Source organism: Pedobacter agri PB92 (genome assembly GCF_000258495.1).
GTDB lineage: Bacteria > Bacteroidota > Bacteroidia > Sphingobacteriales > Sphingobacteriaceae > Pedobacter > Pedobacter agri.
Genome location: NZ_AJLG01000143.1, coordinates 1 through 12775, shown reverse-complemented (window position 1 = coordinate 12775; position 12775 = coordinate 1). Strand labels below are relative to the sequence as shown.

At 38.8% G+C, this 12775-nt stretch carries 7 protein-coding genes and 1 pseudogene; 5 read left to right on the top strand and 3 right to left on the bottom strand.

Annotated elements, in window-relative coordinates:
- The 3 genes from ON09_RS17865 to ade all read left to right on the top strand — a co-directional run.
- On the top strand, window positions 1–1095 hold a 1095-nt coding region (locus tag ON09_RS17865; protein ID WP_029204436.1), incomplete at its 5' end, for a lactate utilization protein B.
- An 18-nt stretch (window positions 1096–1113) separates the two neighbouring features.
- Entirely contained in the window at window positions 1114–3090 is a 1977-nt protein-coding gene (locus ON09_RS17860; protein WP_010602435.1) for an alpha-ketoacid dehydrogenase subunit alpha/beta, read from the top strand.
- Between the two features lie 278 nt (window positions 3091–3368).
- Entirely contained in the window at window positions 3369–4826 is a 1458-nt protein-coding gene (gene ade, locus ON09_RS17855; protein ID WP_010602433.1) for an adenine deaminase, read from the top strand.
- A gap of 28 nt (window positions 4827–4854) precedes the next feature.
- Here ade and uvrC read toward each other — a convergent pair.
- The 3 genes and pseudogenes from uvrC to porW form a co-directional block, all read right to left on the bottom strand.
- Window positions 4855–6658, bottom strand: a pseudogene (gene uvrC, locus ON09_RS17850) (excinuclease ABC subunit UvrC).
- A gap of 198 nt (window positions 6659–6856) precedes the next feature.
- Window positions 6857–9076, bottom strand: a complete 2220-nt coding sequence (locus ON09_RS17845; protein ID WP_010602432.1) for a transglycosylase domain-containing protein — start codon at window positions 9074–9076, stop codon at window positions 6857–6859.
- 107 nt (window positions 9077–9183) lie between these two features.
- Entirely contained in the window at window positions 9184–11961 is a 2778-nt protein-coding gene (gene porW / locus ON09_RS17840; protein ID WP_010602431.1) for a type IX secretion system periplasmic lipoprotein PorW/SprE, read from the bottom strand.
- Between the two features lie 110 nt (window positions 11962–12071).
- Here porW and ON09_RS17835 point away from each other — a divergent pair, with 110 nt between their 5' ends.
- Complete coding sequence (locus tag ON09_RS17835; RefSeq protein ID WP_010602430.1) at window positions 12072–12293, top strand: AtpZ/AtpI family protein; 222 nt, start codon at window positions 12072–12074, stop codon at window positions 12291–12293.
- Window positions 12294–12481: 188 nt separating this feature from the next.
- The coding region (locus ON09_RS26205) for a hypothetical protein (protein WP_238533726.1) at window positions 12482–12775 on the top strand (294 nt) is incomplete at its 3' end.

The window sequence follows — 12775 nt, the reverse complement described above, 5'->3', positions numbered from 1 at the left end:
ATTAAGCGGAATAACGGCAAAACGGTGATCAAATCTAAATCAATGACCACCGAAGAAATCCATTTAAATGATTTCCTGGAAAGTAATCAAATCGAATCTTTAGAAAGTGATTTAGGGGAATACATTGTTCAGCTACTAGGGCAGGCACCTTACCACATTGTTACGCCTGCCATGCACTTAAGTGCTACTGATATCGCCAAATTATTTCATGATAAATTTGGAACACCAATTGATGCGACACCTCCACAGCTCGTTCAAAAAGCAAGAGAATTACTTCGTGATAAATATTTGAATGCTGATATCGGCATTAGTGGCGGAAACTTTTTAATTGCTGATACCGGAAGTATCGCCATTACAGAAAATGAAGGAAATGCCCGTTTAAGTACCACGTTTCCAAAAATACATATTGCCATTGTGGGCATCGAAAAGATTATTCCTTCAATGGCCGATTTGGATTTGTTCTGGCCTTTACTGGCTTCTCATGGAACAGGACAAAATTTAACGGTTTATAATACCATTTTAAGCGGACCTCGTCAACCTAACGAAACCGACGGCCCCGAAGAAATGTATGTGATTCTTTTAGACAACGGGCGGACAAATTTATTGGCACAGAAAGACCAGCGACAAGGCTTGTACTGCATTCGCTGTGGTGCATGTTTAAATGCTTGCCCGGTTTATAAAAATATCGGTGGTCATACTTACAATACCACCTACAGCGGACCAATTGGCTCGGTAATTACACCGCATTTAAAAGGTATGGAGGAGTTTAAACATTTAAGTTATGCCTCCAGTTTATGCGGAAAGTGCTCTGAAGTATGCCCCGTTAAAATCGATATCCATAAAATGTTATTGCTCAACCGCAGAGATGCTGCAGCTACACATGAAAACGGTAAAATAGAAGAAATGGGCTGGGGGATGTTTAACCGCATGATGCAGAAACGGAAGTGGATGGATTTTTTCGGTGGAAAGTTCAAAAATTTTATGCTTAAAAGCTTCTTTAGAAAAAGCTGGGGTAAATACCGGGAAATGCCGAAAGTGGCAGATAAATCTTTCTCCAAACAATTTGAAGAAATGAAGAAGAATAAAGAGTCTTAACAAAATATCTAACCAAATATGCAATTTAACCGCGGCAATAAAGACGACACATTCCTGTTAAATTTATATAAAAGATTGCTTTACCCTCGAATGGTTGAGGAGAAAATGCTTAAGCTTTTGCGCCAGGGAAGGATTGGGAAATGGTTTTCAGGCATCGGTCAGGAAGCTATTGCAGTTGGTTCTACATTAGCGATGCAAAGCGATGAATACATTTTGCCAATGCATCGCAATCTTGGGGTTTTTACTACCAGAGATATTTCCTTAAAAAAATTGATGGCGCAATGGCAGGGCAAAGCCACTGGTTTTACCAAAGGCCGCGACCGTTCTTTCCATTTTGGTACGCAAGACTATAAAATCATTGGGATGATCTCTCATCTCGGTCCGCAAATGGCCTTAGCGGATGGCATTGCATTAGCCGATGTTCTGGCTGGTAAGCAAAAAGCAACGTTGGTTTACACTGGCGAAGGTGCCACCAGCGAAGGCGATTTTCATGAAGCGGTTAATGTGGCAGCGGTTTGGAATTTACCTGTTATTTTCCTCATCGAGAATAACGGCTACGGTCTGTCTACGCCAAAATCAGAACAATTCAGGTGCAAAAACCTGGTTGATAAAGCCATTGGTTATGGTTTAGAAGGCAGGCAAATTGATGGAAATAACATTCTCGAAGTTTACGATACCATCCATCAACTGGCTAATGAAATTCGTAAAGATCCACGCCCGATTTTATTGGAATGTTTAACTTTTAGAATGCGTGGGCATGAAGAAGCATCAGGCACAAAATACGTTCCGCAGGAGTTATTTGATGAGTGGGAAAAGAAAGACCCGTTAAGTAACTACGAAAATTTTCTAATTGAGCAACAAATTTTAACAGCCGATTCGATCATCGATATCAGGGCAAAAATCAAAAAAGATATTGAATTAGAAGTTGAAGAAGCGTTTGATGAACCCGAACCGGAAGTTGATGCTAGCCAGGAAGAATACGACATGTATTTTCCATATGAACAAAAAGTAGTTGAACCCAATCAGGCTTCAACAGAAAAAAGATATTTAGATGCCATAACTGATGGGTTAGATTTGGCAATGCAAAAGTATCCCAACCTGGTTTTGATGGGACAAGATATCGCGGATTACGGCGGTGCTTTTAAAATTACCGATGGTTTTACGGCTAAATACGGGAAGAACAGGGTTCGCAATACACCAATTTGCGAATCAGCTATTGTTGGTGCAGGTTTAGGCTTGTCAATTAATGGTTACAAGGCTGTTGTAGAAATGCAATTTGCTGATTTTGTTACTGTTGGTTTCAACCAGATTGTAAACAATTTGGCTAAAACGCACTATCGTTGGGCTGAAAAAGCCGATGTTGTAGTGCGTATGCCTACAGGCGCTGGTACTGGTGCAGGGCCATTTCACTCACAAAGTAACGAGGCATGGTTTACCAAAACGCCCGGCTTAAAAGTTGTTTATCCGGCTTTTCCTGAAGATGCAAAAGGTTTGTTGCTGGCCGCAATTGAAGATCCGAATCCGGTTATTTATTTCGAACATAAATATTTGTATAGAAGTTTAACCACTGCTGTTCCGGATGGATATTTTACCACTGAAATAGGAAAGGCAGTTAAGCTTGCCGATGGAAATAAATTTTCCATCATCACCTACGGATTAGGTGTTCATTGGGCGTTAGATTATCTGAAGAATAATCCGGAAAGTGAAGCGACACTACTTGATTTACGTACGTTACAACCCTGGGATAAGGAAGCTGTTCGTACTGCTGTAAAATCAACTGGCAAGGTTTTAATCTTACATGAAGATACCCTGACCAATGGTTTTGGCGCAGAAATTTCGGCGTGGATTGGCGAACATTGCTTTCAACATCTGGATGCGCCAATCATGCGTTGTGCCAGTTTAGATACTGCAATTCCAATGAATAAAGCGTTAGAAGATGGGTTTTTGGCAAAAGCCAGACTGGCAGAAACGATTGAAAAATTATTAAAATATTAAAGAGGGTTGTGAGTTGTAATTGTATGAATTGGTTAGTTATTGTATTACCAATTTGGCGATTAACCGCTTAATCAATTCACACAGTTATACAGATATCATGAGCAATTTTAAAATCCAGGGAAACATCGTTGAAATTACCGATCGAAATATTTTCTTTGGTGAAGTAGAGGTAGAAGATGGAAAAATAAAATACCATCCATAAAATATCTGAAAGGAGAGATGAAGCGCATTTCATCCTTCCTGGTTTTATTGATAGCCATGTTCATATTGAAAGCAGCATGCTCATACCAAGCGAATTTGCAAGGCTTGCAGTAGTTCATGGAACGGTTGCCACCATTAGCGATCCGCATGAAATTGCTAACGTTTGCGGCATGGAAGGCGTGGAATTTATGATTGAAAACGGCAATACTGTTCCCTTCAAGTTTAACTTTGGTGCACCCAGCTGTGTTCCTGCCACTATTTTTGAAACCGCTGGTGCTGAATTGAATCATGATGACGTGAAGGCGCTTTTAGAACGTCCGGAAATTAAATACCTCAGTGAAATGATGAATTTTCCCGGGGTGCTTCATCAAGATGAAGAGGTTTTAAAAAAAATTGCAGCAGCGCATGATTTAGGTAAGCCTGTTGATGGACATGCACCTGGTTTGCGTGGCGATGCGGTTCAACAATATATTGATGCAGGAATTTCTACAGACCATGAATGTTTTACCGCAGAAGAAGCATTGGATAAGCTACAGCGTGGTATGAAAATTCTTATCCGCGAAGGAAGTGCTGCCAAAAATTTTGAGGCGTTGATCGATCTGCTTCATGACTGGCCTGATATGATGATGTTTTGCAGTGACGATAAACATCCAGATAGTCTGGTTGAAAGCCATATCAACGAAATTTGCGCCAGAGCAGTGGCCAAAGGAATCGATATTTTTAACGTTTTACAAGCGGCCTGTATTAATCCGATTCTTCATTATAAATTGGATGTTGGCGCATTAAAAACTGGCAATTTTGCCGATTTCATTGTTGCGGAGGATTTAGTAAACTTTAAGATAAAGCAAACCTATATTGATGGCGTTTTGCTATCAGAAAACGGTGAGGTTGTCGGCGATTGGATAAAGCATGATCAGGATAAAGAATCAGTGAATCATTTCGATTGCAGTTTTAAAAAGGTGGAAGATTTTGCTTATGCTTTTACAGGCCAGGAAACAATTCTGGTGATCGAGGCTTTAGATGGTCAATTGATCACGAACAAGCTTACAGTGGCGCCTAAAGTTTCTAATGGAAACATCATTAGCGATTTAGAAAACGATATATTGAAAATGGTTGTGGTAAACCGCTATCATCATGCGCCTATCGCTGTTTCATTTGTAAAAAACTTCGGTTTAAAGGAGGGTGCAATAGCATCAAGCGTGGCTCATGATAGCCATAATATTATCGCAGTTGGCGTCGACGATGATAGCATTTGCGCTGCAGTTAACCTGGTAATCAAAGAAACGGGTGGTGTTGTGGCTTTAGGAAATGGAAAAGAAGAAGTGCTGCCTTTGCCTGTTGCGGGTTTAATGAGCAATCATAACGGTTACGAAGTCGCTGCGCTTTACACCTCAATCGATCAGTTCTCAAAAGAACTGGGCGCTACATTGGTAGCACCATTCATGACACTTTCTTTTATGGCGCTACTGGTGATTCCACATTTAAAGTTAAGCGATAAGGGATTGTTTGATGGAGATAAGTTTAAATTTGTGTAGCCTTCGAAAATTTTAACAAATGGTAGTTTTATTCCTGCTTGAAATATTCCTGCAGGGTTAACATTTGCTTCCTGTTTAAAATTTCACCAAGTTCTTTTTCAGTAGCTTCTTTTATTTTTTTAACAGATTTAAAATGCTTTAAAAGTTTGTCGGCAGTAGTTTTGCCGATGCCCTCAATCTGCTCCAGTTCAGTTTTAAGTGTTCCCTGATCGCGTTTTTTACGGTGGAAAGTAATCCCGAATCTGTGCGCTTCATCACGCAGCTGCTGAATTACCTTTAGGGTTTCCGATTTTTTATCTAAATACAGTGGAAATGAATCTCCGGGATAAAACAATTCCTCCAATCTTTTCGCAATGCCGATCACCGTTACCCGATTTTCTATGCCCAAAAGCTTTAAACTTTTCATCGCTGATGAAAGCTGTCCCTTACCACCATCTATGATAATCAGTTGCGGAAGAGGTTGGTCTTCCTCAAGCATTCGCCTGTAACGACGGAAAACGGCTTCTTCCATGGTGGCAAAATCATTCGGTCCTTCAACGGTTTTAACATTGAAATGGCGGTAATCTTTTTTCGATGGCTTTGCATCTTTAAACACCACAATAGCCGAAACCGGATATTTTCCCTGAAAGTTCGAGTTATCAAAACATTCAATGTGTTTAGGTAGTTGCGTTAACCGCAAATCCTTTTGCATTGTCGTTAATATGCGGTCGGTTCTTAAATCGGGGTTGAGTTTTTCATACTGATTGAGTTTTTCCTTTTTAAAGAACAGCACATTTTTTTTGAGATAGTTCCAACAACTTTTTCTTCTCGCCAAGTTTAGGAACAGTAAATTTAAGTCGTTCATCTTCCAAAGAAAGTTCAAAAGGAACAATGATTTCTTTTGAAGTGCTGTTAAATTTTGTTCTGAATTCCAGCATGGCGGTAATCAAAAGTTCATCATCACTTTCATCCAGTTGCTTTTTAATTTCAATGGTTTGAGTTTGAATAATGGTACCGTTCATCACCTTGAGGTAATTTACAAAAGCGTATCGCTCATCAGATGCAATGCTTACCACATCTACATTGGTAATGGCACTGTTTACCACGGTTGATTTGCTTTGATATTTCTCCAATACCTGCAGTTTGCGGGAGTATTGATGTGCCAGTTCGAAATTTAATTCCTCAGAAGCGGTTTTAATAATTCCTTTTACATCGCGAATTACGTTCCCGATTTTACCATTTAAAATTTCTTTAATTTCAACGATATTTTGATCGTAATCACTTTCGCTCTGGTAGGCCTGGCACGGACCCTTGCAATTCCCAATCTGATATTCCAAACAAACTTTAAACTTACCTTCGGCAATATTTTTATCGTTAAGCGGCAAGCTGCAGGTTCTTAACGGATAAGTTTCCTTTATTAAATCAAGAATGGTGTGCATCATACCGATCGATCCGTACGGACCGAAATAAGTTGAGCCATCCTTAATCACTTTGCGTGTCCAATAAATCCGTGGATATTGTTCATTCTTTACAATAATCCAGGGATAGGTTTTATCATCCTTTAAATTGATATTAAATTTAGGCTGATGCTTTTTAATAAGGCTATTTTCAAGCAACCAGGCATCAATTTCGGTATCAACAATGGTAAAAGTTATTTTTCTGATTTTTGAAACCAGCACCCTCGTTTTACCATTAAATTGCTGTCTATCGCTATTAAAGTAAGAACCAACCCGGTTTCGGAGATCTTTCGCCTTACCGATATACATCAACTTTCCATCGGCATCCCAGTATTGGTATACACCGGGTTTGTGCGGAATTGCGGTTAATGCGGTTTTATGGTCAAAAGTGCTCATCAGTTACAAAAAATAGAATTCAAATGCGAAACCCTAATCTAAAACGGATAAGGATTAATGTTGTTTAAGAGAATTTTGGCGTGTCCCTAAGCTGCGCAAAGGGTCAGGCTATCCGTTACAATCTTTTGTGTTGCTTTCGGCTACGCTCAAGGCAACACAAAAGGATTTCCACTACTATCCTTCACGCGGACAGGAGTATTAAAAACCCAGTTTCTCGTCGAGTTCGGTTGTGCCTTCTTCCTGCTGCTGGTATTGGTTACAGTCGTAAGTGATAGATACACCTGATTTAGGCGCTTCAAAATCTGCATGACTAATTTTCAAAGCCGGGTTAGCATAAACCTTTTTAATGAAGCCGGCAAAAATTGGAAGCGCCGTATTTGCTCCTTCACCCTGGTTAGTACTAATGAAGTGGAAGGCTCTGTCTTCACATCCCGTCCAGATTCCGGTTACCAATTGTGGAGTAATCGCCATAAACCAACCGTCAGAGTTATTTTGAGTAGTGCCTGTTTTTGCACCGATTGGTGCATTCACTTTATACTTATAATTTAACCTCGAACCTGTTCCATTTGAAACCACGCCTTTCAGCATTCGGGTCATCACATAGGCAACTTCCTCGCTCATAATAGGTTTAGGTATTTCTTTTTGCGAGAACAGTACCACACCATTTTTGTCTTCAATCCTTAATAAATAAATTGGTTTGGTATAAGTTCCTTTATTTGCAAAAGCCCCGTATGCGCCTACCATATTAAATATTGATGAATCAAAAGTTCCCAAACAAATGGATGGGTAGGCTGGAACATTTGGAATGCCCATTTTGGTAGCGAGATTAGAAACTGCAACCGGACCAACCTGCTTCATTAAATATGCGGTAACAAAGTTTTGTGAGTAAGCCAATGCTTTTTGTAAAGTAATGCTTCCTGGTAAAGGCTTTCCAGAATTTCTTGGTGTCCAGTTTTCACCGTAACCTTCGATGGTTACAGGCGTGTTTGATACCGTATAACAAGGAGAATAACCATTTTCAATTGCAACTGCATAAGTAAATGGCTTCGCTGTTGAACCTACTTGTCTGGTACCCATTTTTACCTGGTCATATTTGAAATGTTCGTAATTAATTCCGCCCACCCATGCCTTAACATGCCCATTGGTCGGATCCATCGTCATCATGGCGTTACGCAGTAACATTTTATAATAGCGTACCGAATCAATAGGCTTCATCACCGTATCAATGTTTCCTTTCCAGGTGAAAATGGTCATTTCGGTTTTGGTATTAAAATCAGTTTTGATCTCTTCGTCAGATTTACCTTCCAGCTTCAACGATTTATAACGATCTGATCTTTTAACGCCTTGCTCAATCTGTAAATCTTTTCCTTTAAAAGGATTTCTACCCTTCCAGCTATTGATAAATTGAGCCTGTAGAACCTTCATATATTCTTTCTGAGCTTCCTCGGCATATACCTGCATATCGTAATTTAAGGTTGTATATATTTTCAACCCGTCACGATCCAGATCGTAAGGTGTTCCGTCAGGTTTGGTAATCCCTTGTTCCTGAAAAATTGTCTTGATATCATTCTTTAATACCGACCGGAAATAGGGTGCAATCCCATCATTAACAGTTGCCGCATTAAAGTGTAAGCCCAGTGGTTTTTCCTTCTGCTCGTCAAATTCCTGTTGGGTTAATAATTCCGATTTTACCATCATCGCCATTACAGTGTTTCTTCTGGTTCTGGAACGCTCCGGATGGCGGGTAGGAGAGTACATCGTAATCCCCTTTTGCATCCCAACCAAAGTTGAAGCCTGGGTTAAGGTTAATTTATCTGGAGTGGTATTAAAATATACCCTTGCGGCAGATTTTATGCCATAAGCCTGGTTACCGAAGTCGACCGTGTTTAAGTACATGGTGATGATCTCTTCTTTGGTATAATTCCGTTCCAGCTTCACCGCTACAATCCATTCTTTAAACTTGGTTAATACCAATGAAAAGAAATTCAAATTTGATTCCCTTGGGAAAAGATTTTTGGCTAACTGCTGCGTAATGGTACTTGCACCTTGCTTTTTGCCAATCAGGTTATAGCCAATAATGGTAAATGTACGTTTGAAGTCGATTCCTGAGTGCTCTTTAAAACGGGTGTCTTCAGTGGCAATAAGTCCGTTGATAACGTTCTTCGAGATATCTTTATACGTAACATTCGACCTGTTCTGCACAAAATAAGTTCCTAACGGGCGGCCATCTTCGGCAATAATTTCAGAAGCCTGATTACTTTTTGGGTGTTCAATGTCTCTGAAAGAAGGTAGCGCACCAAAAAGCCCCATTCCAATCATTGAGATGAAAATGGCAAAAAGTGCTATGCCACCAACCACTATTTTCCATATGATTAAACTATATCTTCTTGTTTCTAGTGCAGAAAGGGATTTATTCATTTTGTGTTGTAATTAGTTCAAAAGCTAATCAATTGAAGCTTATTTTAGCCGCAAATTTATTAAAATTTTAACGAACCGGATTTTTGCTGCGTTCAACAGCATGCATACTACTTGTAATTATCTTTTAAAAATTCTAAATATTCGTTGATGCGATCTCTGCTGTTCAGCTTTTCGAAGTTTTCTTTACTAATAATAAAGCCTCTGTAAAGATTTGCAGGCACTTTCATAATATTTTTTAATTGCCCGATGATGCTTGACTCGTAAAGTTTTGCATCTTCCAAATCAATAAAGCTGGTTACGTAAATCAACTGATCGTTATCCAGCTCAATCAATTTATGCGCCAAATCATTATCAGGGTAGTTACCTCGGTTAAACTGGCCAATTCCAAAACGTGATGAACTTAAAGTTAAACTCGCATCTGCGACATCAATTACATAATAGTATTCGTTTGAAGTAGCTGCGCTAAAAATACTTGCTGGTTTTACTACATCAGCAGGCTTAACTTCTGCTGGTTTTTCAACCGGTTTTACAATTGTCTCGGCAGGTTTTTCTTCCGCAGCAGCATTGATATCGTTATTAAGCGGTTTTGCTGGTACCGCAATGGGTTTTGCCTGACTCACAAATCGAGGCTCATTTGAGTCGAAATCAATTAAAGCCACGGGGCGTTGTTTAAATTCAGCCAGATTGGCTTCGATGTATTTTAAATGATCACGCACTAAAGGCGTAACAATTAAATCGTTTGGATAGAGTGTCGTAATCGCATTGAACTCCGTTAATAAAGGGTCGAGCTTGGCTGTACGCCCAACAGCAATTGCCTTTAAGTAAGCGTACTGTGGTGCCAAATCGTTATCAGGAAAAGCACTGATGTTATCGTTTGCTTGTTTAATTACGCCTGGATAATCTTTTTTAGCATAAGCTTCGAAGGCAACATTGTAATTGTTGTTTGCAATGTTTTCCATGGTACTTTGCTTCGCCGAAAAAGATGGATCTAAAATGGTTTTAGCATAGTTCGACTCTGGAAATTTCTGTAACACCAGCTGTCTGAATTCGTTCGATCTGTTTTCATCAACTCCTTTATTATTGAGATACAAACTGTAATATATTGCATCCAGATGGTTGTTATTTGGATATCTTCGTAACAACTCTGCATAAATTTTATTTGCTTCATTTTTATCATTCAACTCCTGTTGGTAAAAACTGGCAATTTCGAAATAAGCATCGATAATTTTTTGATCAGATGCGGCAATTAGAGCAGGTGTTAATGGTAGCGCATCAAGATATTGCTTCTCGAGTGATGTTTGATCTGTTGAAGATTGCACATTATTTCCATTTGCAGGTGTAATGGTGTTGGCAACATTGCCGCCGGTCATCACTTGTGTATTCTCCTGTGCAGATGATCTTTGGCTTTGGCGCCAGTTATCTTCCAGTTGTCGGTTCCCCCAGCGCCTTTTAAAATCAGCAAAGCCGGTACTTATCGCCGCATTATTGTTAAAATAGAAAGTACTACCTGCAGCAACCTGAGGCGAATTAAGCGACTGGTTCGGAAAATCCGGATTGTTTAACGTTTGATTGTTGAGTACAGCCACATTTGCCACCTCTACTTTAGGCGTTAAATAATTCTTAATTCTTGCCTCCCTTTCTGTAGATGGAAGTTGGGCAATCATTTGTGCGGTATCTTCCTTCGCGATAATGGTATAACGATCGGTTAAATACTTTAAGTTATCAGCCTTTTTAACAATATTGTCGTAATCCGGAAAATTCTTAGGTAAAATCATTACCGTACTATCATAATAAAGTTTCGCCTTGATGTAGTTGTTAAACTCCTTAAAATTTAAATCAGCAATTTTAAGATAGGATAAAGCCTTTTGGTTTTGATTTTTCGTACTTTTCTGTACTGATTTCTGATAATTTTCTTCGGCTTTGGTAAATTTGCCTTCCCTTAAAAAAAGTTCTCCAACCTGATAGTAGATCTGGTCGGTATAATCAAAATTTTTATCGTCTTTCAGTAACGCCAGCAATGCTTTATCTTCATCAACCTTATAACCGCTAATTAGCGCTCTTACTTTAATGCGTTGCAAATTGGCATGGAAGTACATTTCAAACGGTGCGTTACTATTTTCTACCTTAGTATAATTAATAAAGGCATTTTGAAGATCATTTTCATGCTCCTGAAGTTGTGCCAGAATATATCGCCAGCGAATACGCAATTGCTTATCGTCGCCCAAACGAACCGCATTTTCAAGCAATAACATAGCCTCTTTATTCCGCTTCTGATAAATTCTCATTTGCGCTGTGGTAGCCAGTGGCTCAGCAATGTCGTTTTTCAGATTATCGGCAGCACGTAACATGGTATCTAGGATTTTATCCGCCACAACCATGTTATTAAGTTCCATTTGGCTACGTGCTTTCCAGTTCATGGCCATTACAAACGTTTTTAAATTATTGTTGTACGTTTTGGCTACATAATCAAAATACTCTGATGCAATAAAATAATTTCCTTTTAAATAATTTGCCTTACCCAATAACATGTAGGCATCATCAATATAATTACTAAAGCTTTTATCGTTGATGATACTTTGGCCTTTGGTGATGACCTCATCTAATTGCTTATTCGGTGTGCCAGGCGTAAGCACCAGATTCACCTGAGGCTCTGGATCGAGATAAACTGGTAAAATTTTTTCGTAATTATCGGTATAGCTTTGTAGTAATCCCTCATTATATTCAGTTAGCAAAACATTTGAGTTATAGATATAGTTATACCTTGCCGTTAAATTTTGAAACTTACGGTCGATAGCAGTATCTTTATTTGCTACACAGCCATAGATGAAAAGCAGGCTGATGAGGAGGAGGAAGGGATTTAATGCTTTGTTAGAGTGTTTTTTCAAGTATGATAAATTGCGTTAGTGGGTGTACAATAAACAAAATTTTAACAAAAATATTTTATTTGGCTGCAAATTATAATTATCCAAAGTTAACTTAATTATTGCATTTAAAAATGGAAAATCCTAAAGAAGACGATACAAAGAAAAAAGTAAATGCAGCCGCAAAATATTCTGCCATAGGCTTTCAGATGATCATTACCATTGGTTTACTCACTTTTATTGGTTATAAAATTGATGAACATAGAAATAGTGAAACCAAGATTATCACTGCAGCTTTTGCTTTATTAGGAGTAGGCATAGCACTTTACCAGGTGATTAGACAGGTAACAAAATAAATTAGAAGTTTACCTGATTCATCCTGTGGTGTGCTGCAACAAATTAAAAATCAAACATTTTGCTGCGATACGCTTACCAAAAATGTGATTAAAATCCCTATCTTTGCAGCAGTTTTTAACCGCAAAGAATTATTTTTCAATTGACTCTGGCCAAATTTACAAGCGTATATTTAATTTTCGTTGGTTTAATGATCGGTATAGTTGTTCTTATACCACAAATTCTTCCTGCTTCAGATATTTTGGTGCCCAGCTTTTGGCTCATCTTTGGGTTTTTAGGAGGAATAACTTACATCGCTTATCTATTGGCTCATATCGGTATTCATAAAAACCCGGAAGCAGGCGTAGTAGCAATATTAGGGTCGGTAATTGTGAAGCTTATTTTTTGTATGGCTTTTGTATTGATTTACAGTATAAAAGCGAAGGAAAGCGGTCTACTTTTTATAGTAAATTTTTTTCTCTTTATTTATTGTTTACCGTCTTTG